A 19586-nucleotide genomic window follows, 5' to 3' on the forward strand; every position below is an offset into this window, starting at 1 on the left:
ATTCATCATACTTTGGGAGTAACCTGGATCAATATTGCGCCGGAAAGTATAAGAAAATCGTATCATTACGCCCAGGCGACCAGCGCCGCCTTACCCCTCAGGGCGTCCGGAACAACGCCAGCAGCGTGGCCACCTGTTCGTCGATCGGCGCCAGGTCCCGCTTGACGATCAGATGCAGCGGCGTCGCGCGGCGCGCGCCATGGCTGAGGGGCAACCGCTTCAGCACGCCCTGGTCGAGATGGGGGCGAATGCGCTCCTCCGGCAGCCAGCCGAAGCCGACCTGATACATCACCGCATCAATGGCGGCATCAATGGTGGAGAAGGTCCAGGCGTCTCGCGGCGCCTGGCTATCTCCGCCCTGATCGGCAATGCGCACCAGCGGCCACGGCGCCAGCGCGCTATCCTCCAGCGGTCCGTCCAGCGCGGCGAGAGGGTGGTCGCGGTGGGCGACGGCGATGAAATCAATATTCATCAGCCACTCCCCGCGGCCGGTAATATCCTGGCGGCGGGTCAACACCATCACATCGGCTTCCGTCCGCGCCGCGCTCTCGTCATCCAGGTTTTCCAGCACTTCGGTGAGCCTGACCTGGGTCTGCGGATAGCGCTGCTGAAACTGGCGTAAAATCGCGAACAGCCGCTGGCGCGGGAAAATACTGTCGACCACCAGATCCAGGCGGGTCCGCGCCCCGTTGCGCAGAGTGGCGGCGTGCGTCTCGACGTAGGCGAAGGCCTGCAGCAGCGGCTTGACCTGATTCAGCAGTAGTTCGCCAGCCGGCGTCAGCACCGCCCGCCGGCCGGACGGCGCCAGCAGCGCCACGCCTAAGCGCTCCTGCAGCAGCGCGAGGTTATAGCTTACCGATGACTGACTGCGATTGGTCTCCTCCGCCGCTCTGGCAAAGCTCCCCAATTCCACTACCTTTTCGAGTAACGCCCACTGCTCCAGGGTTGTCTTGTGCATAATCAATCTAAAATTTGAATGTATTTAATCCAAACATAGCGTTATTCATTCATTTTTTAAAGACGTATGCTGTCCTCAACAAAACAGAGGAGAATAAATGATGAGCACTTTCGACAAACATGACCTCAGCGGCTTTATCGGTAAACATCTGGTCTATACCTACGACAACGGCTGGAACTACGAGATTTACGTCAAAAATGGCCACACCCTCGACTACCGTATTCACAGCGGCATCGTCGGCAATCGCTGGGTGAAAGATCAGGAAGCGTACATTGTGCGGGTGGGGGAAAGTATCTACAAAATCTCCTGGACCGAACCGACCGGCACCGACGTCAGCCTGATCGTCAACCTGGGCGACAAACTGTTCCACGGCACTATTTTCTTCCCGCGCTGGATCATGAATAACCCGGAAAAAACCATCTGCTTCCAGAACGACCATATTCCGCTGATGAATTCGTATCGCGATGCCGGCCCGGCCTACCCGACGGAAGTGATTGACGAGTTTGCCACTATCACCTTCATTCGCGACTGTGGCGCGGATAATGACGAGGTCATTAATTGCCCGGCGAGCGAATTGCCTGCGGATTTTCCTGCAAATTTGTAATTCAGCAGAAATAACTTTGTGATCTGCGCTAACTTTTTGTCATTAAGCGTGACAATGACAGAATAATAAATTGTGAACTGGTTTAGTTCTCGTTTAATTTCAACTATTGCGTTCCTGTTCTCTTTTTCGTGACAGGAACGCATCTCCGTCAAATTTCTGCCATAAAAAACTCCTATCATACTGTTTATTAATAATTTATTTCTTATTCCGAAGAAATATTAATTTCTTAATATTATCCTAAGCAAGGTCGACTACATTAATAGTGGTCGAGATACCCTGAAATGGAATGCCGTGCTGAACTCACTTCATTTTAATTTCGTTTAAGTCCGCAGGCGCAGGATATTTTATTCTAACGACCCAGATTCGTGCGTGGGTCATCTACAGAACAGGATGATGATGAGCGATTTTTTGCCTTTTTCGCGCCCGTCGATGGGCGACGCAGAGCTGGCTGCGCTGCGTGAAGTTTTAGCGTCGGGCTGGATCACCACCGGGCCGAAGAATCAGGCACTTGAAGCGGCATTCTGCCAGCTGACCGGCAACCGTCATGCGATTGCCGTCAGTTCAGCGACCGGCGGGATGCATGTGACCCTGATGGCGCTGGGTATTGGCCCCGGCGATGAAGTCATTACGCCGTCCCAGACCTGGGTCTCCACTCTCAATATGATCTGCCTGCTGGGCGCCACGCCGGTGATGATCGATGTCGATAACGACAATCTGATGATTACCCCTGCAGCGGTGGAAGCGGCGATCACCTCGCGTACCAAAGCGATAATTCCCGTGCATTACGCCGGGGCGCCAGCCGACATCGACGCCATTCGCGCGGTGGGCGAGCGCCATGGCATTTCGGTGATCGAAGACGCCGCCCATGCGGCCGGTACCCATTATAAAGGCCGCCACGTGGGCTGGCAGGGGACCGCCATTTTCTCGTTCCACGCGATCAAAAACATGACCTGCGCCGAAGGCGGGCTGATTGTCACCGACGACGACGAGCTGGCCTCCCGCATCCGTAGCCTGAAATTCCATGGTCTGGGCGTGGACGCTTATGATCGCCAGACCCACGGCCGCGCGCCGCAGGCGGAGGTGATCACCCCGGGCTTCAAGTACAACCTTGCCGATATCAACGCCGCTCTGGCGCTGGTCCAGCTGGAAAAACTGAGCCACGCCAATCAGCGCCGGACCGAGATTGCCCAGCGCTACCTGCGCGAGCTGGCGGACACGTCGTTTAAACCGCTGAGCGTCCCGGCATGGGAGCACCAGCACGCCTGGCATCTGTTTATCATCCGCGTCGATGAGGCCGCGTGCGGCATCAGCCGCGACGCGCTGATGGAAAAGCTGAAGGCGATGGGCATCGGCACCGGCCTGCACTTCCGTGCGGCCCATACGCAAAAATATTACCGCGAGCGCTTCCCTGAGGTTTCCCTGCCGAATACCGAATGGAACAGCGCCCGCATCTGCTCTCTCCCGTTGTTCCCGGATATGACCGATGACGATGTCACTCGCGTTATCTCCGCACTGCGCCAGTTGTCAGGACGTTGATATGCTTACTTACCCTCCCGTGAAGAAGGTCTCGGTGGTTATCCCGGTTTATAACGAACAGGATAGCCTGCCGGAACTGCTTCGTCGTACGGATGCCGCCTGCGCCACCCTGGGGCGGCAATATGAAATTCTGTTGATCGACGATGGCAGCAGCGACGATTCCGCGCGCATGCTCACCGAAGCCGCCGAGGCGGAAGGCAGCCACGTCGTCGCCGTGCTGTTAAACCGTAACTACGGCCAGCACTCGGCGATCATGGCCGGCTTCAGCCATGTAACCGGCGATCTGATTATTACCCTCGACGCCGACCTGCAAAACCCGCCGGAGGAGATCCCGCGGCTGGTGGCGAAGGCTGATGAAGGTTACGACGTGGTGGGCACCGTCCGCCAGAACCGTCAGGACAGCATCTTCCGTAAAACCGCGTCGAAGATGATCAACCGCCTGATCCAGCGCACCACCGGCAAAGCGATGGGCGACTACGGCTGCATGCTGCGCGCTTACCGCCGCCATATCATCGACGCCATGCTCAACTGCCATGAGCGCAGCACCTTTATCCCGATCCTGGCGAATACCTTCGCCCGGCGCGCGGTGGAGATCCCGGTGATGCACGCCGAGCGCGAATTCGGCGACTCCAAATACAGCTTTATGCGCCTGATCAACCTGATGTACGACCTGGTGACCTGTCTGACCACCACGCCGCTGCGTCTGCTCAGCATTTTCGGCAGCGTGATTGCCCTGCTGGGCTTCGCCTTCGGCCTGCTGCTGGTGGTGCTGCGTCTGGCCTTCGGCCCGCAGTGGGCGGCGGAAGGGGTGTTTATGCTCTTCGCCGTGCTGTTCATGTTCATCGGCGCCCAGTTTGTCGGTATGGGCCTGCTCGGGGAGTATATCGGCCGCATCTATAACGACGTGCGCGCCCGCCCCCGCTACTTTATTCAACGTGTTGTTCGCCAGCCGGAAACGGCATCTAAAGAGGAAGATCGTTCATGAAAGCCGTAGTCTTCGCTTATCACGATATGGGCTGCACCGGTATCCAGTCCCTGCTGGACGCCGGGTATGATATCGCTGCTATTTTCACCCACCCGGATAACCCTGGCGAAAACCATTTCTTTGGCTCCGTGGCGCGCCTTGCCGCCGAGCAGGGTATTCCGGTGTGGGCGCCGGAAGACGTGAACCATCCGCTGTGGATTGAGCGTATCCGCGAGATGAAGCCGGACGTGCTGTTCTCCTTCTACTATCGCAACCTGCTGGGCGATGAGATCCTCAATCTGGCGCCGAAAGGGGCGTTCAACCTGCACGGTTCGCTGCTGCCAAAATATCGCGGCCGCGCGCCGCTGAACTGGGTGCTGGTCAATGGCGAAAGCGAAACCGGCGTCACCCTGCACCGGATGGTGAACCGCGCAGACGCTGGCGATATCGTCGCCCAGCAGGCCGTGGCGATTGGCGCGGATGACGCCGCCCTGACGCTGCATCGTAAGCTGTGCGCTGCCGCCACTGAGCTGCTGAGCCGGGCGCTGCCGGCGATCCTCGCCGGCACCACCGATGAGCGTCCGCAGGATCACAGCCAGGCAACCTATGTGGGGCGTCGTACCCCGGAAGATGGCCGGCTGGACTGGGAGCTGCCGGCGCAGACCCTGCACAATCTGGTGCGTGCGGTCTCGGATCCGTGGCCGGGCGCCTTCGGCTACGCCGGAGCGAACAAGTTTATCGTCTGGAAATCCCGCGTTCGCCACGATTTGCCAGCAGCTAAACCGGGCACCGTGATCTCCATTGCGCCGCTGATCGTCGCGTGCCAGGACGGGGCGCTGGAGATTGTCACCGGCCAGACCGAACGCGGCGTGTACATGCAGGGCGCTCAGCTGGCGCAGGCGCTGGGCCTGGTGTCCGGGGCGGTGATCAGCAGCAAACCGGTGGTGGCGATTAAGCGTCGCACCCGGGTGCTGATCCTCGGCGTCAACGGCTTTATCGGTAACCACCTGACCGAGCGCCTGCTGCAGGACGACAACTATGAGATTTACGGTCTGGATATCGGCTCCGACGCCATCAGCCGTTTTCTCGACTGTCCGCGTTTCCACTTTGTGGAAGGCGATATCAGCATTCACTCTGAGTGGATCGAGTATCACATTAAGAAATGCGACGTGGTGTTGCCGCTGGTGGCCATCGCCACGCCTATCGAATACACCCGCAACCCGCTGCGCGTGTTCGAGCTGGATTTCGAAGAGAACCTGAAAATCATCCGCGACTGCGTAAAATACAATAAGCGCATTATCTTCCCGTCGACCTCGGAAGTGTACGGCATGTGCACCGACAAAAATTTCGACGAAGATAGCTCCAACCTGGTGGTGGGGCCGATCAACAAACAGCGCTGGATCTACTCGGTCTCCAAGCAACTGCTCGATCGCGTGATCTGGGCCTATGGCGATAAGAACGGCCTGAAGTTCACCCTTTTCCGTCCGTTCAACTGGATGGGGCCGCGGCTGGATAACCTTAATGCCGCGCGTATCGGTAGCTCCCGCGCCATCACTCAGCTGATCCTCAACCTGGTGGAAGGGTCGCCGATCAAGCTTATCGAAGGCGGCAAGCAGAAGCGCTGCTTCACCGACATCAGCGACGGTATCGAAGCGCTGTTCCGCATCATCGAGAACAAAGACGGCCGCTGCGACGGGCAGATCATTAACATCGGTAACCCGGATAACGAAGCGAGCATCAAAGAGCTGGCCGAAATGCTGCTCGCCTGCTTCGAACGTCATCCGCTGCGCGATCGCTTCCCGCCGTTCGCCGGCTTCCGTGAAGTGGAAAGCAGCGATTACTACGGAAAGGGCTACCAGGACGTTGAGCATCGTAAGCCGAGCATCCGCAACGCCAAACGCTGCCTGAACTGGGAGCCGAAGGTGGAGATGGAAGAAACGGTCGAACACACGCTGGACTTCTTCCTGCGCACGGTTGAACTGGTGGACGATAAAAATCCATGAAACAGGTCGGCTTACGCATAGATGTCGATACCTTTCGCGGCACGCGGGACGGCGTTCCGCGGCTGCTGGAGCTGCTGGGCCGGCATGGGATCCAGGCAAGCTTCTTCTTCAGCGTCGGGCCGGACAATATGGGGCGCCACCTGTGGCGCCTGGTAAAACCGAAGTTTCTGTGGAAGATGCTGCGTTCCAGAGCCGCCTCGCTGTACGGCTGGGATATTCTGCTGGCCGGCACCGCCTGGCCGGGGCGCCGCATCGGAGCAGGGAACGAAGCGGTGATCCGCGCCGCCGCCGAATCTCATGAAGTCGGCCTGCACGCCTGGGACCACTACAGCTGGCAGGCGTGGAGCGGCGTCTGGCCGCAGGAACGGCTGGCGCTGGAGGTTGAGCGCGGCCTGCTGGAGCTCGAGCGCATCATCGGCCGGCCGGTGACCTGCTCGGCCGTCGCCGGCTGGCGCGCCGATCAGCGGGTGGTCAAAGCCAAAGAATCCTTCGATTTTCTCTACAACAGCGACTGTCGCGGCACGCGGCCGTTCCTGCCCCAGCTCGGTAGCGGCACGTTCGGTACGGTGCAGATCCCGGTCACGCTGCCGACCTGGGATGAGGCGGTGGGCACGGCGGTCGATATCGCCGGCTTTAACCGCTACCTGCTCGACTGCATCCATCGCGACCCGGGCGTGCCGGTCTATACCATTCACGCCGAAGTGGAAGGTATTGCTTACGCCGATCAGTTCAATGAACTGCTGACCATGGCGGCGGAAGAGGAAATTCAGTTTTGCCCACTGAGCCAGCTGCTGCCCGCTGACTTTAGCGAGCTGCCCTCAGGCAAAGTGGTTCGTGGTGAACTGGCTGGCCGGGAAGGCTGGCTCGGACGTGAACAATTACTGACTTCGGGTGTTTGATGAAAAGCATTCGCTATGGCGTCTCTCTGATTGCGCTGTTTGCGCTGTATTATCTGCTGCCGCTCAATTTCCGTTTGCTCTGGCAACCCGACGAAACCCGCTACGCGGAGATCAGCCGTGAAATGCTGGCCACCGGCGACTGGGTGGTACCGCATTTTCTCGGCCTGCGCTACTTCGAAAAACCGATTGCCGGTTACTGGATCAACAGTATCGGTCAGTGGCTGTTTGGCCATAATAACTTCGGCGTACGCTTCGGGTCGGTCTTCGCCATCACCATGACCGCCCTGCTGGTGGCCTGGCTGGCGTGGCGGATCTTTCGTGATAAGCGGGTAGCTATCCTGTCGCCGATTATCTTCCTCACCGCGATGCTGGTGTATGCGATTGGCACCTATGCGGTGCTGGACCCGATGATCACCCTGTGGCTGGCGCTGGCGATGTGCAGCTTCTGGGGCGCGGTGCAGGCGCACAGCCGCAGCGGCAAAATACTGGGCTACGTGCTGCTGGGCGTCGCCTGCGGGATGGGGGTGATGACCAAGGGCTTCCTGGCGCTGGCGGTGCCGGTGGTGGGCGTTCTGCCGTGGGTGATCGCCCGTAAACGCTGGCGTGAAGTGCTGACCTACGGCTGGCTGGCGGTAATCGTCTGTACGCTGGTGGTGCTGCCCTGGGGGCTGGCTATCGCTCAGCGCGAGCCGGACTTCTGGCGCTACTTCTTCTGGGTCGAGCATATTCAGCGTTTTGCTGAAAAAGACGCCCAGCACAAAGCGCCGTTCTGGTACTACATCCCGTTCCTGATCGCCGGCAGTCTGCCGTGGCTGGCCCTGCTGCCGGGGGCGCTAAAGCGCGGCTGGCTTGAGCGCGATGAGGCCCGCGGCGCGCTGTATCTGCTGGGTTGGGTGGCGATGCCGTTCCTGTTCTTCAGTATCGCCAAAGGCAAACTGCCGACCTATATTCTGCCGTGCTTTGCGCCGCTGTCGATCCTGATGGCCCGCTACGCGCTGGAGGCCGCAAAGACCGGCGCGAAAGCGTTGCGCATCAACGGGATGATCAACCTGGGCGTTGGTTTGCTGGGGCTTATCGCCGTGCTGGTGGTCTCGCCGTGGGGCTTCATGCATAAGCCGGTGTGGACCAAGATTGAGCTGTATAAATGTCTGCTGGCGGCGATCGCTTTTGCCGTCTGGGCGCTGATGGGCTGGCTGGCGATGAAAGACTCTGGCCGCCGCTGGAGCCTCGCCGCGCTCTGTCCGCTCGGCCTGGCGCTGCTGGTGGGCTTCGCCATCCCGGACCGGGTTATCGACAGCAAACAGCCGCAGTTCCTCGTGGATATCGTCAGCGAATCCCTGCAGCCCAGCCGTTACGTCCTGACCAACAACGTTGGGATCGCCGGCGGCCTGGCCTGGGAGCTGAAGCGAAGCGATATTATTATGTTCGACAAACAGGGTGAGCTGAAGTACGGTCTCGACTGGCCGGATGCTCAGGGAAGCTTTGTCAGCCAGGCCGGTTTTGCCGACTGGCTGGCCGCGCATCGTCAGCAGGGGCCGGTCTCGCTGGTGCTGTTGATGGATAAAGGAGAGAGTATGCTCGACTTACCGTTACCGAAGCCGGATAACGCCTACGAGCTGGGCCGGGTCGTTTTCCTTCAGTACCTGCCGCAATGAGCGTCTGGATCTGTCTGGTGTGCGCCAGCCTGCTGAGCTGCGCCGGACAGCTCTGCCAGAAACAGGCGACCCGCCCGTCCCGTCGCGGACGGCGGAGTCGCCATATACTCTTCTGGTTGGGGATGGCGCTGTTATGTCTGGGCTGCGGCATGCTGCTGTGGCTGAGCGTCCTGCAGTCTATTCCGGTCAGCATCGCCTATCCGATGCTGAGCCTGAATTTCGTCTGGGTTACCCTCGCGGGCTGGGGCATCTGGCATGAGCCGGTCGCCCGTCGCCACTGGCTTGGCGTCGGGTTGATCGTCGTGGGCATTGTCATTCTGGGGACCAGCGTCTGATGGGCTTTTTCTGGGCATTACTCAGCGTCGGCCTCGTCAGCGCCGCGCAGTTGCTGCTGCGCAGCGCCATGGTGGCCTTGCCGCCGCTGACCGATATTGTGGCATTTCTCCAGCATCTGCTGCATTTCCAGCCCGGGACTTTCGGCCTGTTTTTCGGCCTGCTGGGCTACCTGCTGTCGATGGTCTGCTGGTACTTTGCCCTCCATCGCCTGCCGCTGTCGAAAGCGTATGCGCTACTGAGCCTGAGCTATATCCTCGTGTGGGCCGCCGCCATCTGGCTGCCCGGCTGGCATGAGCCGTTCTACTGGCAATCGCTGCTGGGTGTGGCGATCATCGTCGCCGGCGTATTGACCATCTTCTGGCCGGTGAAACGCCGCTAGCCGGGGAGCCGGCTTTTGGGACGGCCCGGGCCGAGCAGGATCGCCAGCTTGCTGCCCCCGACGGTGGTTTCCATCCAGATTTTACAGACGCTGGTTAACGGCACCGAGAGCAGCATTCCCACCGGCCCCAGCAGCCAGCCCCAGACCAACAACGACAGGAACACCACCAGGGTCGACATCCCCAGCCGGTGGCCCATCATGCGCGGCTCCACCATGTTGCCCAGCACCATATGCACCACCAGAAACAGCGCCCCTACCAACAGGCACTCATAAATGCCGCTGAACAGCAGCGCCTGCAGCATGGGGGGGATAGCGGAGATGGCGGAGCCAATGTTCGGCACATAGTTCAGCAAAAACGCCAGCACCCCCCACATCAGGGCGAACTGTACCCCCATCGCCAGCAGCCCCAGCCAGACAATCAGCCCGGTCCACAGGCTAATCAGCGTCTTCAGCGCCAGATAATGGGTGACGCCTTTCAGCGCCCGGTGCAATCCGGCGATATGCAGGCGCGGGTTATTGAGGGCAAAACGCAGTTTGTAGGGCAGGTGGCGAACCTCAAACAGCATAAAGATCACCGTCATCACCAGCAGCACGATGCTGGCCATCGCCCCGGAAAGCTGGGTCATCAGCGTCGTGGCCCAGGTCATCAGCCGTTCTGAATCCATGCGCCGCAGCATCCGCTCCGGATTGATATGCAGATTAAGGAAGGGGAGATACTCCTGGAGCTGGAGGATCTTGCGCGTCAGGGCGCGGTTGAAATCGGGCAGCATGGCGACAAAGTCATTGAGCGACGCCGCCAGCACGCCGAGCAGCGCGGTGAGCATCACCAGCATCGCCGTCACCACCAGGGTAATGGCGAACGGACGCCGCACCCCGCGGCGAATGAACCAGGTGACCAGCGGGTTGAGAACAATAGCGAAAAACAGCGCCAGCAGCAGCTGCACCAGGATATCGGCGGCGGCGTGGATCCCGGCGAGGATAATCACCAGCGCCGCCAGCTTAAGTAAAATATGAAGCCCGGCTTTATCAGCCTGCGGAGGGGACATAGGTATTCCTTTTATGAGTCGCGCCAGATAAGTGTAGCGGTTCGCCGACTGCCAATATTCCGAAAGGAGGGCTGCTTTTCCGCCGACAGCGTGGTAATAGTGAAAGCTGGTTGTCGAAATCTGGTGGAACCTGATGCCCGAACCCGTCGCCGAACCGGCGCTTAATGGACTGCGCCTCAATCTGCGGATTGTCTCTGTCGTTATCTTTAACTTTGCCAGCTACCTCACCATCGGCCTGCCGCTGGCGGTGCTGCCCGGCTATGTTCATGATGTCATGGGCTTTAGCGCTTTCTGGGCCGGGCTGGTGATTAGCCTGCAATATTTCGCCACGCTGCTCAGCCGCCCGCATGCCGGGCGCTATGCCGACCTGCTGGGGCCCAAAAAGATTGTCGTCTTCGGCCTCGGCGGCTGCTTTTTGAGCGGTTTAAGCTATCTGCTGGCCGCCTGGGGCAGCGGCTGGCCACTGATTAGCCTGCTGCTGCTATGCCTCGGACGGGTGATCCTTGGTATCGGCCAGAGCTTCGCCGGCACAGGCTCGACGCTGTGGGGCGTCGGCGTGGTCGGTTCGCTGCATATCGGGCGGGTGATCTCGTGGAACGGGATTGTGACCTATGGGGCGATGGCGATGGGCGCGCCGCTCGGCGTGCTGTGCTATTCGCACATTGGCCTCAGCGGTCTGGCCGGGGTCATTATGGCGGTAGCGCTGGTGGCTATCCTCTGCGCGCTGCCCCGCGCGGCGGTGAAGGCTGCCAAAGGCAAAGCGATGTCGTTTCGCGCGGTGCTCGGCCGGGTCTGGCCCTACGGCATGGCGCTGGCGTTGGCCTCCGCCGGCTTTGGGGTGATCGCCACCTTTATCACGCTATTTTATGACGCCAAAGGTTGGGACGGCGCGGCTTTCGCGCTGACATTATTCAGCTGCGCGTTCGTTGGCTCGCGGCTGCTGTTTCCCAACGCCATTAACCGACTCGGCGGGCTGAACGTGGCGATGCTCTGCTTTAGCGTGGAGGCGATCGGCCTGCTGCTGGTCGGCTTTGCCGATACGCCGATGATGGCGAAAATCGGTACTTTGCTTACCGGGGCTGGCTTTTCGCTGGTCTTTCCGGCGCTGGGCGTGGTGGCGGTGAAAGCGGTGCCGCAGCACAATCAGGGGTCGGCGCTGGCGACCTATACCGTGTTTATGGATTTGTCGTTGGGCGTCAGCGGGCCGCTGGCCGGATTGCTGATGGCGTGGACCGGGATCTCGATGATTTATCTCGCCGCGGCGGGGCTGGTGATGGCGGCGCTGCTGTTGGGCTGGCGGCTAAAAAAACGGCCCCCGGTTAGCGAACCGGAGGCCAGCGCACCAGGCCAGTAATTACTGGATGGTGAGGGTGTTGATGATGCTTTCCGCTTCGGTCTGCGCCTGCTGCTGGTTATCCGCCGGCAGGGTGACCTGCAGGGTCAGCAGCTTGTCATCCACTTTGCCGAGGATCACGGAAGACCAGGCGGTCTGCCCCTTGGCGGAGATGATGCTGTCCAGCTGCTGCAGGGTATGGCCTTTAATCTCCAGCGGTTTATTGCTTACCACCTGCAGCTGCGGGTCGCGGCTGCGCTGCTGATCTTCCAGGCGTTTCGCCAGCACCGCCAGATCTTCATTGGTGCTGTCGCCGACGATGACGATGACCGCTTTCTGGCCGGTAGCGTCAGAGTAGACGTGCATATTGTTCGCCTGGGTACCCAGTTTGCCGCTCTGGTCGGCCATGCCCGCAGGCAGGGTGAAGCTCAGCTTGCCATCCAGCAGGCTGATTGCCTGGCCGCTGGCATTGCTCTCCGCTGCTGCGCCAACGGTTGGCGCTTTTGAATCGCTGTTATCGCAGGCGGCAAGCCCCATCACCAGCAGGCCAATACCGACATATTTAACCAAATTGCGCATTGACATCTTCCTTTCGATAAACGGCCACTAATGGCTCATCCGGCTATCTTAACACATCAGCCCGCGAGTACCTTTAACTCGGCTGTAATGCCGACAAATCAGATTTATCCGCCAGTCTTTTCAACAGCATATTTAACAGCACGCCGTACATCGGCAGGAAGAAAATGATGCTGATAAGCACTTTAAAGCTGTAGTCGACGAGGGCGATTTCCCCCCAGTGGGCGGCCATAAACGGGTCCGGGCTGCGCCAGAAAGCGATAAAGAAAAACGCCACGGTATCGCTGATGTTGCCGAACAGCGTCGAGGCGGTAGGGGCCAACCACCAGCGGCGGCTCTGCCGCAGGCGGTTAAAGACGTGAACGTCGAGGATCTGCCCCAGCGCATAGGCCATAAAGCTGGCGACGGCGATGCGCGCGACGAAGAGATTAAAGGTGCCCAGCGCGGCAAAGCCCTGCCATTCGCCCATGTAGAACAGCGCGGAGATGCCGTAAGAAATGGCCAGCGCCGGGACCATCACCGCGAAAATGATGCGTCGCGCCAGCGGGGCGCCAAAAATTCGCACCGTCAGGTCGGTGGCGAGGAAAATAAACGGAAAACTAAACGCGCCCCAGGTGGTATGGAAACCAAAGATGGAGATCGGCAGCTGAACCAGATAGTTGCTGGAGGTGATGACCAGCAAATGAAATAGCGAAAGCCAGACGAGCGCTTTTTTGCGCTGTACGGTAGTAAACGGATTCATATTGTGACCTTTTTATGCCCGTCATGCTTCAGGTGAATGAGCAATCGGCAGCGGAACGTTGGGGTGAGGGAACCCAATTAAAAACGGCTGCATGATACTGCGTTGCCGGCGTAATGCAATGGTTGTTTTTCGCGCAAACGTTAACCTGGCTTGCGTACTGGCGAGCAGGGGGTAAACTAGGGCCGTTTTATTGACGTGAGACTGAAATGAGCGAACTTTTCTCCACTCCTGACCACACCCTGGATGCCCTGGGACTCCGCTGCCCGGAGCCGGTCATGATGGTGCGTAAAACCGTGCGGACGATGCCGGTGGGCGAGACGCTGCTGATTATTGCTGACGATCCGGCCACCACCCGCGATATCCCGGGATTCTGCCGCTTTATGGAGCATGAGCTGGTGGCCCAGGAAACCGAAGCCCTGCCGTACCGCTACCTGATCCGCAAAAGCCACTGAGCCTCTCCCGGATGGCGGCGCGTAGCGCCTTATCCGGGCTACCCGACGGTCTGGAACCGTAGCCCTGCTAAGCGTAGCGCGAGCAGGGAAGCCGGTATCGATGCTACAACTTCTTACGCAATAACCGCAGCGCGTTAGCCGTTACCAGCACGGTGGCGCCGGTATCCGCCAGCACCGCCAGCCACAGACCGGTCAGGCCGAGCAGGGTGGTGACGAGGAAAATCCCCTTCAGCCCTAAGGCAATCGCGATGTTCTGGCGGATATTGGCGTGGGTGGCGCGCGCCAGGGAAATCATCTGCGCCAGGCCGGTCAGACGGTTATGGGTCAGCGCGGCGTCGGCCGTCTCCAGCGCCACGTCGGTTCCGCTGCCCATGGCGATGCCGATGGTGGCCGCTTTCATCGCCGGCGCGTCGTTGATACCGTCCCCGACCATCGCCAGCGGCGCGTCGGCATTCAGCGCTATCACCGCGTTGACCTTGTCCGCCGGTAGCAGACCGGCGCGGAATTCCAGCCCCAGTTCGCTGGCGATGGCCGCCGCGGCGCGCGGGTTATCCCCGGTAAGGATCACCCCCTGAACGCCCAACTGATGCAAAGCATCCACCGCCTGACGCGCGTCGTCGCGCAGGGTATCGCGCAGCGCCAGAATGCCGAACAGCGTCTCGCCGCGCATTACCAGCACTACCGTTTGCCCGGCGCTTTCCAGCTGCTGGATCTGCGCCTCATGCTCTGCCGGGGCGGCTTTGCTGGCGGCGCAGATCAGGATGCGGCTGCCGTTGACTTCGGCTTCGATACCAGAGCCCGCCAGCGCCCGCTGGCCGCTGGCAAGCGGAATGCTCAGCTGACGCCGCTGCGCTTCACGGACGATAGCCTGCGCCAGCGGGTGGCTGGAGCCTTGCTCCACCGCCGCCGCCAGCGCCAGCAGCGCGTTGTCGTCAACTTTGGCCGTGGCAATAACCGAAGTCACCTGCGGCTGGCCGACGGTCAGGGTGCCGGTTTTATCGAACGCCACCTGGCGCACCTGGCCCAGCTGCTCCAGCGCCGCGCCGCCTTTGATTAGCGCCCCGCGGCGGGCGGCGACCGCCAGGCCGGAGGTGATGGCCGCCGGCGTGGAGATGACCAGCGCGCACGGACAGCCGATCAGCAGCAGCGTCAGCCCTTTATAAATCCACGGCAGCCAGGCGCTGGCGAAGAACAGCGGCGGGACAATGGCGACCAACAAGGCCACGACCATAATGGCCGGGGTGTAGATCCGGCTGAAGCGGTCGATGAAGCGCTCGATTGGCGCCCGACGCTCCTCAGCCTCTTCAATCAGCTTCAGGATGCGGTCGATGGCGCTGTCGCCCGGTTCGGATATCACGGTAAGCTGCACCAGGCGATCGACGCTGGTGGCGCCCGCCGCTACCCGTTCCCCGGCCTGACGCTCCACCGGCACCGACTCGCCGGTCAGGGCGCTTTCATCAAAGCTGGCAAACGGCGACAGCAGTTGTCCATCCGCCGGCAGACGCCCGCCGGCAGCCACTTCAATCACATCTCCGGGACGCAGGTCGCGCTGGGCGACGGTTTCCCGCACGCCGTTGCGCAGACGGATGGCGGTGTCGGGCTTCAGCGCCATCAGCGCGCTCACCCCCTGCCGTGCGCGGCTGGCGGCCCAGCCTTCGAGACGCTCGCCGATCAGGAACAGCAGCAGCACCATCGCCGCCTCCGCGGTGGCGCCGATAAACAGCGCCCCGATGGCGGCGACGCTCATCAGCGTTTCAATGGCGAACCAGCTCCCGCTCTTGATCAGGCGCAGCGCCTGGCGAGCAACCGGCCACAGGCCAACCAGGGTGGTGGCAATAAAGGCCAACTGACCGGCAGGGTGGTTGGCCTGCTCCAGCCCCCAGCTCAAGGCCATCATGATAACCAGCGTCAGTAACGGCAGATTGTCGCGCAGCAGCGACCCTCGGGTTTGCTTAGCTGCGGGAGCATCGGCATCGCGCAGCGTATACCCCGCCTGGCGGACCGCGTTCTCAACCTGAGCGCGGACATCGCCCTCGGCGTTAACCAGCAGCTTTTCTGTGGCGAACAGCACCTGGACCTGACTGACCCCGGGCACCTGACGGACCGCGGTTTCCACCTTGCGGGCGCAGGCGGCGCAGTCCATGCCATCAACTTGCCAGCTATAGCGGGCGTCGCTAAGCGCTTCGGCGGCAGGGGCGGACTCTGTGGCGCAGACGTGATCTGTACAGCAGCTCTCCGCCGGGGCGGTTGCTGGCCGCATGGTGAAAGACGAGAATTGTGGGACTTTTTTATCCTGCGTGTCTGGAGTCGACATGGCACCCTCCGGGAAATGATAATTTTCTCATTAGCCGTAGGATACACTCTGGAGTCGACTCCAGAGTCAAGGACTAAATTACAGGTACAGCGCGCGCACGATCAGGAAGTGGCCGGCAAAGTAGAACGCGGCGGCGATGGCGTTATCGGCGCGGAAGCGGCGACGATAGTGGCTCACCAGCCACACGGCATTGCTCAGCAGCAGCAGGGCTGCGCCGGCGAAACCGGACAGCGCGGTGTTGGTGGGGCGGGCAAACCACAGCTCACCGGCCAGCCAGACCATTACCAGCGTCATTCCGATAAAGGTCAGCACCGGCATTTTCATCTCTTCCAGCCGACTCCAGATCACCGCCATTAGCAGGGCGCCGAATACCAGCAGCACCAGCGGCAGCGGCCAGAAGAACGACAGCGTCAGCTGGCTGGCGAACCAGATGGTATACAGCAGATGTGACAGGAAGAAAGCGCCCACCGCGTACATCACCCGCTGGCGCGGCAGCAGGGTCAGGGCGTCGCCGAGCAGCGAGGCGCACAGGCCAGCCAGCACCAGATAGCTGATGGCATTGAACATCGGCGCCTGCCAAGCCAGTAACAGCAACAGAATCAGGGTGACAGGTTTAAAAACCCAGCGTCGCCATGCCGGCCCACGATAGGATGCATCGACATAAAGCCATGCGGAGAAACAGACAGCAATAAATGACCAAAGCATAGTAAGTCCCTGTATCTGTTATCATAAAGAAAGTTACGGATGCGTGATGCTACTACTCAGTGTAGTGGTTTGGCGTAGCAGATGACAATGTTATTCCCGACGCAGTATGCTGATTCCTGATATTTTTTATGGGTAACCCTAATGAGTAAAATGCCCCTCTTTTTTGTTCTGGTCGTCGCGGTGATTGTGGTGGCGGCTTCGTTTCGCTATGTCCAGCAGCGCCGTGAGAAACAGGCGAATGACGCCGCGCCGTTGCTACAAAAGCGGGTTATCGTCAGCAATAAACGGGAAAAAGTGATTAACGATCGGCGCTCGCGGCAGCAGACGGTGACGCCTGCAGGCAGTGAGATGCGCTATGAAGCGAGCTTTCGCCCCGAAAACGGTGGTCTGGAGGTGGTGTTTCGCCTTGACGCGCCGCAATATCACGCGCTGAGCGTCGGCGATCGCGGAATGTTGAGTTATAAGGGCACAGCGTTCGTGGCGTTTACGCCCGATCCCTGAGCCCTTTTCAGGACTATTTTTTCAGCGTCGCCTTCAGTTTTTTCTGCCAGGCGACGAGCTCAAACACGCCGAAAATAAAAATGCGGATTTGCTCAAAGCGGCTCAGCGGCGGCGCCTCTTTCGGCTGCGTCGCCTTGAGCAGCGTCAGCTGCAGACCGTGCATCAGGATCATGAAAATCAGCGCGACGTTGACAAAGATATTCAGCGGCTTCGGGAAGGGCTGAAACAGATTCAATAACAGAAAGGCCCAGACGCACAGCATCAGCAGGCGGCCTAAATTAATCAGCATGGTGCTCTCCTTGGGCCTCACGTTGGTAAAGACGGTAGGCGACCTGTCCGGCCACTTTTTCACGATACAATTGCCAGTTAGCCGGCACCGGCGGTAAGCCGTTTTCGACTTCGCTTTCGACGTACACCAGGGCCTCATCGGCCAGCCAGCCTTGTGTCTCCAGCAGACGTAGCGTCTCCTCCAGCAGCCCCTGACGGAACGGCGGGTCGACGAACACGATCTGGTGCGGGGTCCCCGGCTGGCTCAGGAAGCTGAGGGTGTTGGTGGTGATCACCTTGCCGCGATCCGCTTTCAGGGTGGCGAGATTTTTTTGCAGCTGCTGGGCTACGCCGCGCTCCATCTCCAGCAGCGTGGTGCTGGCCGCATAGCGGGACAGCGCTTCCAGCCCCAGCGCGCCGCTGCCGGCAAAGCAATCGAGGCAGTGCGCGTCAACAATGGACGGCGCCAGCCAGTTAAAAAGGGTTTCGCGAACCCGGTCGGTGGTCGGCCGCAGGCCCGGGCTCTCCGGCACCGGTAATTTACGGCCGCGCCATTGCCCGCCGATGATGCGGATCTGGCCGCTGCCCGCGTGGTTTGGTTTTTTCATCTCTCTGCTCAAGTCTCAACTTCCAGCCTGCTATTCTAGCGATCGACGGCGGTTGACGAAACCTTAATCCGGGGGCGGTGCTGCGAGTTAAGTTAAGTGATAGACTATCCAACTAATTTCATCATTTTTTCAGCTTCTGATGAAGCTGCGCCATGAATAAACAGCGAGGAGTGTGGTCGCAAATGGCAAAAGAGAAAAAACGTGGCTTCTTTTCCTGGCTGGGCTTTGGACAGAAAGAACAGGCACAGGAAACCGAGACTGAGCAAAAAGTAGAAGAACAGCAAGCGGTTGCCGAAGAGATACCGGCGGTTGAAACCCCTGCTGAGCCGAGCGCGCCGAAAGTAGACCCGGAGGCGTTTGCCGAAGACGTCGTCGAAGTGACCGAGACGGTGGTCGAAAGCGAAAAAGCGCACCTCGCGGAGCCTGCCAGCGCGCAGGAAGAAGAGTGGGTGGAAACGCCTGTTCTGACCGAAGAAACGCCTGTTGTTGAACCGGAGCCCGCGGTCAGCGAACCGCCTGAACAGCCTGCGGTGGTTGAGCCGCTGGCGGAAGAGGTTATCGCCGAACCGGTGGTGGCGGAAGCCGTAGCAGAGCAGCCTGTGGAAGGCATCGTTGTCCAGCCGCAGGAGACAGAAGCGCCCGAAGAGGACGCGCCGTTAAGCGATGAAGAGCTGGAAGCGCAGGCGCTGGCGGCCGAAGCGGCAGAAGAGGCGGCGGTAGTGGTGCCGGCGCCCGAGGACGAGGCGCCGCTTGAAGCGCTGGCTCAGGAGCAGGAAAAACCGACAAAAGAAGGTTTCTTCGCCCGCCTCAAACGTAGCCTGCTGAAAACGAAGCAAAATCTCGGTTCCGGATTTATCAGCCTGTTCCGCGGTAAGAAGATCGACGATGATCTGTTTGAAGAGCTGGAAGAACAGCTGCTGATCGCCGACGTCGGGGTGGAAACCACCCGCAAGATCATTACCAACCTGACGGAAGGCGCCAGCCGTAAGCAGCTGCGCGATGCGGAAGCGCTGTACGGCCTGCTGAAAGAAGAGATGGGCGAGATTCTCGCCAAAGTAGACGAGCCGCTGAACGTTGAAGGCAAAACGCCATTTGTTATTCTGATGGTCGGTGTGAACGGGGTGGGGAAAACCACTACCATCGGCAAGCTGGCGCGTCAGTTTGAACAGCAGGGTAAGTCGGTGATGCTGGCGGCGGGGGATACCTTCCGTGCGGCGGCGGTGGAACAGCTGCAGGTCTGGGGCCAGCGTAATAATATCCCGGTGATCGCCCAGCACACCGGCGCCGACTCCGCCTCGGTGATTTTCGACGCCATTCAGGCGGCGAAGGCGCGCCATGTTGACGTACTGATTGCCGATACCGCCGGGCGTTTGCAAAATAAATCGCACCTGATGGAAGAGCTGAAGAAGATTGTCCGGGTAATGAAAAAGCTGGACGTCGACGCGCCGCACGAGGTGATGTTAACCATTGACGCCAGCACCGGGCAGAATGCTATTAGCCAGGCCAAACTGTTCCATGAGGCGGTAGGTTTGACCGGGATCACTTTGACCAAGCTGGACGGCACCGCCAAAGGCGGCGTGATCTTCTCGGTGGCCGATCAGTTCGGCATTCCGATTCGCTATATTGGCGTCGGCGAGCGTATTGAGGATCTGCGTCCGTTTAATGCGGGCGACTTTATTGAGGCACTTTTTGCCCGAGAGGATTAAGA

General features: G+C 60.0%; 20 protein-coding genes. 12 read left to right on the forward strand and 8 right to left on the reverse strand.

Features of this window, described 5'->3' with window-relative positions; genetic code table 11:
- Positions 1-97: 97 nt before the first annotated feature.
- Positions 98-958, reverse strand: a complete 861-nt coding sequence (locus tag AB1E37_RS01355; RefSeq protein ID WP_004151421.1) for a LysR family transcriptional regulator — start codon at positions 956-958, stop codon at positions 98-100.
- A gap of 97 nt (positions 959-1055) precedes the next feature.
- Between AB1E37_RS01355 and AB1E37_RS01360 the strand changes: the two genes are divergently transcribed.
- The 8 genes from AB1E37_RS01360 (at position 1056) to arnF (ending at position 9334) form a co-directional block, all read left to right on the forward strand.
- On the forward strand, positions 1056-1562 hold the full coding sequence (locus AB1E37_RS01360; RefSeq protein ID WP_004181483.1) for a phenolic acid decarboxylase: 507 nt from the start codon (positions 1056-1058) through the stop codon (positions 1560-1562).
- Positions 1563-1958: 396 nt separating this feature from the next.
- The gene (gene arnB, locus AB1E37_RS01365) at positions 1959-3098 is read left to right on the forward strand and encodes a UDP-4-amino-4-deoxy-L-arabinose aminotransferase (protein ID WP_004173962.1); all 1140 of its coding nucleotides are present in this window, start codon (positions 1959-1961) and stop codon (positions 3096-3098) included.
- A 1-nt stretch (position 3099) separates the two neighbouring features.
- Positions 3100-4083 (forward strand): undecaprenyl-phosphate 4-deoxy-4-formamido-L-arabinose transferase, encoded by a 984-nt coding sequence (gene arnC, locus AB1E37_RS01370; protein WP_002921035.1) that lies wholly within the window; start codon positions 3100-3102, stop codon positions 4081-4083.
- The gene (gene arnA, locus AB1E37_RS01375) at positions 4080-6065 is read left to right on the forward strand and encodes a bifunctional UDP-4-amino-4-deoxy-L-arabinose formyltransferase/UDP-glucuronic acid oxidase ArnA (RefSeq protein WP_004901142.1); all 1986 of its coding nucleotides are present in this window, start codon (positions 4080-4082) and stop codon (positions 6063-6065) included. Before arnC ends, arnA begins: the two co-directional genes overlap by 4 nt.
- Positions 6062-6964 (forward strand): 4-deoxy-4-formamido-L-arabinose-phosphoundecaprenol deformylase, encoded by a 903-nt coding sequence (gene arnD / locus AB1E37_RS01380; protein WP_004901138.1) that lies wholly within the window; start codon positions 6062-6064, stop codon positions 6962-6964. Before arnA ends, arnD begins: the two co-directional genes overlap by 4 nt.
- Positions 6964-8619, forward strand: a complete 1656-nt coding sequence (gene arnT, locus AB1E37_RS01385; RefSeq protein WP_004901135.1) for a lipid IV(A) 4-amino-4-deoxy-L-arabinosyltransferase — start codon at positions 6964-6966, stop codon at positions 8617-8619. Before arnD ends, arnT begins: the two co-directional genes overlap by 1 nt.
- Positions 8616-8954, forward strand: a complete 339-nt coding sequence (gene arnE, locus AB1E37_RS01390; RefSeq protein WP_002920864.1) for a 4-amino-4-deoxy-L-arabinose-phosphoundecaprenol flippase subunit ArnE — start codon at positions 8616-8618, stop codon at positions 8952-8954. The genes arnT and arnE overlap by 4 nt, the downstream gene beginning before the upstream one ends.
- Positions 8954-9334, forward strand: a complete 381-nt coding sequence (gene arnF / locus AB1E37_RS01395) for a 4-amino-4-deoxy-L-arabinose-phosphoundecaprenol flippase subunit ArnF (protein ID WP_002920863.1) — start codon at positions 8954-8956, stop codon at positions 9332-9334. The genes arnE and arnF overlap by 1 nt, the downstream gene beginning before the upstream one ends.
- Here the strand turns inward: arnF and AB1E37_RS01400 are convergent.
- Positions 9331-10380, reverse strand: a complete 1050-nt coding sequence (locus AB1E37_RS01400; RefSeq protein ID WP_004145147.1) for an AI-2E family transporter — start codon at positions 10378-10380, stop codon at positions 9331-9333. The two genes, arnF and AB1E37_RS01400, sit on opposite strands and share 4 nt — an antisense overlap.
- A 133-nt stretch (positions 10381-10513) precedes the next feature.
- Here AB1E37_RS01400 and AB1E37_RS01405 point away from each other — a divergent pair, with 133 nt between their 5' ends.
- Positions 10514-11734 (forward strand): MFS transporter, encoded by a 1221-nt coding sequence (locus tag AB1E37_RS01405; RefSeq protein ID WP_032447928.1) that lies wholly within the window; start codon positions 10514-10516, stop codon positions 11732-11734.
- Here AB1E37_RS01405 and AB1E37_RS01410 read toward each other — a convergent pair whose 3' ends face one another.
- Positions 11735-12292: a DcrB family lipoprotein gene (locus AB1E37_RS01410; protein WP_002920861.1), complete on the reverse strand. Its 558-nt coding sequence runs from the start codon at positions 12290-12292 to the stop codon at positions 11735-11737.
- A gap of 73 nt (positions 12293-12365) precedes the next feature.
- Complete coding sequence (locus tag AB1E37_RS01415) at positions 12366-13031, reverse strand: 7-cyano-7-deazaguanine/7-aminomethyl-7-deazaguanine transporter (RefSeq protein WP_002920860.1); 666 nt, start codon at positions 13029-13031, stop codon at positions 12366-12368.
- 206 nt (positions 13032-13237) lie between these two features.
- Here AB1E37_RS01415 and tusA point away from each other — a divergent pair, with 206 nt between their 5' ends.
- Positions 13238-13483 (forward strand): sulfurtransferase TusA, encoded by a 246-nt coding sequence (tusA, locus tag AB1E37_RS01420; protein ID WP_002920858.1) that lies wholly within the window; start codon positions 13238-13240, stop codon positions 13481-13483.
- A 103-nt stretch (positions 13484-13586) separates the two neighbouring features.
- Here the strand turns inward: tusA and zntA are convergent, their stop codons facing one another.
- A complete protein-coding gene (zntA, locus tag AB1E37_RS01425; RefSeq protein ID WP_085855838.1) occupies positions 13587-15797 on the reverse strand; it encodes a Zn(II)/Cd(II)/Pb(II) translocating P-type ATPase ZntA in 2211 nt (736 codons plus the stop codon).
- 78 nt (positions 15798-15875) lie between these two features.
- Positions 15876-16502, reverse strand: coding sequence for a lysoplasmalogenase (locus tag AB1E37_RS01430; RefSeq protein WP_004173987.1), 627 nt, complete (start codon positions 16500-16502; stop codon positions 15876-15878).
- Positions 16503-16652: 150 nt separating this feature from the next.
- Between AB1E37_RS01430 and AB1E37_RS01435 the strand changes: the two genes are divergently transcribed.
- A complete protein-coding gene (locus AB1E37_RS01435; protein WP_004173989.1) occupies positions 16653-17003 on the forward strand; it encodes a DUF2500 domain-containing protein in 351 nt (116 codons plus the stop codon).
- 13 nt (positions 17004-17016) lie between these two features.
- Here the strand turns inward: AB1E37_RS01435 and AB1E37_RS01440 are convergent, their stop codons facing one another.
- Entirely contained in the window at positions 17017-17292 is a 276-nt protein-coding gene (locus tag AB1E37_RS01440) for a DUF1145 family protein (RefSeq protein ID WP_002920822.1), read from the reverse strand.
- Positions 17282-17878, reverse strand: a complete 597-nt coding sequence (gene rsmD, locus AB1E37_RS01445; RefSeq protein WP_002920820.1) for a 16S rRNA (guanine(966)-N(2))-methyltransferase — start codon at positions 17876-17878, stop codon at positions 17282-17284. The genes AB1E37_RS01440 and rsmD overlap by 11 nt, the downstream gene beginning before the upstream one ends.
- Positions 17879-18060: 182 nt before the next feature.
- Here rsmD and ftsY point away from each other — a divergent pair, with 182 nt between their 5' ends.
- A complete protein-coding gene (gene ftsY, locus AB1E37_RS01450; RefSeq protein ID WP_004901121.1) occupies positions 18061-19584 on the forward strand; it encodes a signal recognition particle-docking protein FtsY in 1524 nt (507 codons plus the stop codon).
- The last annotated feature ends 2 nt before the right edge of the window (positions 19585-19586 follow it).

This window comes from Klebsiella sp. Shm-1 (genome assembly GCF_040804525.1).
GTDB classification, from domain to species: domain Bacteria; phylum Pseudomonadota; class Gammaproteobacteria; order Enterobacterales; family Enterobacteriaceae; genus Klebsiella; species Klebsiella pneumoniae.

What these genes read in the sequence shown, in the direction of transcription:
- arnD (WP_004901138.1), top strand. Translation starts at nt 6,062, where the DNA reads ATGAAACAGGTCGGCTTACGCATAGATGTCGATACCTTTCGCGGCACG.
- AB1E37_RS01435 (WP_004173989.1), top strand. Translation starts at nt 16,653, where the DNA reads ATGCCCCTCTTTTTTGTTCTGGTCGTCGCGGTGATTGTGGTGGCGGCT.
- arnE (WP_002920864.1), top strand. Translation starts at nt 8,616, where the DNA reads ATGAGCGTCTGGATCTGTCTGGTGTGCGCCAGCCTGCTGAGCTGCGCC.
- AB1E37_RS01410 (WP_002920861.1), bottom strand. Translation starts at nt 12,292, where the DNA reads ATGCGCAATTTGGTTAAATATGTCGGTATTGGCCTGCTGGTGATGGGG.
- AB1E37_RS01440 (WP_002920822.1), bottom strand. Translation starts at nt 17,292, where the DNA reads ATGCTGATTAATTTAGGCCGCCTGCTGATGCTGTGCGTCTGGGCCTTT.
- arnB (WP_004173962.1), top strand. Translation starts at nt 1,959, where the DNA reads ATGAGCGATTTTTTGCCTTTTTCGCGCCCGTCGATGGGCGACGCAGAG.
- arnF (WP_002920863.1), top strand. Translation starts at nt 8,954, where the DNA reads ATGGGCTTTTTCTGGGCATTACTCAGCGTCGGCCTCGTCAGCGCCGCG.
- rsmD (WP_002920820.1), bottom strand. Translation starts at nt 17,878, where the DNA reads ATGAAAAAACCAAACCACGCGGGCAGCGGCCAGATCCGCATCATCGGC.
- arnT (WP_004901135.1), top strand. Translation starts at nt 6,964, where the DNA reads ATGAAAAGCATTCGCTATGGCGTCTCTCTGATTGCGCTGTTTGCGCTG.
- ftsY (WP_004901121.1), top strand. Translation starts at nt 18,061, where the DNA reads ATGGCAAAAGAGAAAAAACGTGGCTTCTTTTCCTGGCTGGGCTTTGGA.
- AB1E37_RS01355 (WP_004151421.1), bottom strand. Translation starts at nt 958, where the DNA reads ATGCACAAGACAACCCTGGAGCAGTGGGCGTTACTCGAAAAGGTAGTG.
- arnC (WP_002921035.1), top strand. Translation starts at nt 3,100, where the DNA reads ATGCTTACTTACCCTCCCGTGAAGAAGGTCTCGGTGGTTATCCCGGTT.
- AB1E37_RS01405 (WP_032447928.1), top strand. Translation starts at nt 10,514, where the DNA reads ATGCCCGAACCCGTCGCCGAACCGGCGCTTAATGGACTGCGCCTCAAT.
- AB1E37_RS01360 (WP_004181483.1), top strand. Translation starts at nt 1,056, where the DNA reads ATGATGAGCACTTTCGACAAACATGACCTCAGCGGCTTTATCGGTAAA.
- AB1E37_RS01430 (WP_004173987.1), bottom strand. Translation starts at nt 16,502, where the DNA reads ATGCTTTGGTCATTTATTGCTGTCTGTTTCTCCGCATGGCTTTATGTC.
- zntA (WP_085855838.1), bottom strand. Translation starts at nt 15,797, where the DNA reads ATGTCGACTCCAGACACGCAGGATAAAAAAGTCCCACAATTCTCGTCT.
- tusA (WP_002920858.1), top strand. Translation starts at nt 13,238, where the DNA reads ATGAGCGAACTTTTCTCCACTCCTGACCACACCCTGGATGCCCTGGGA.
- AB1E37_RS01415 (WP_002920860.1), bottom strand. Translation starts at nt 13,031, where the DNA reads ATGAATCCGTTTACTACCGTACAGCGCAAAAAAGCGCTCGTCTGGCTT.
- AB1E37_RS01400 (WP_004145147.1), bottom strand. Translation starts at nt 10,380, where the DNA reads ATGTCCCCTCCGCAGGCTGATAAAGCCGGGCTTCATATTTTACTTAAG.
- arnA (WP_004901142.1), top strand. Translation starts at nt 4,080, where the DNA reads ATGAAAGCCGTAGTCTTCGCTTATCACGATATGGGCTGCACCGGTATC.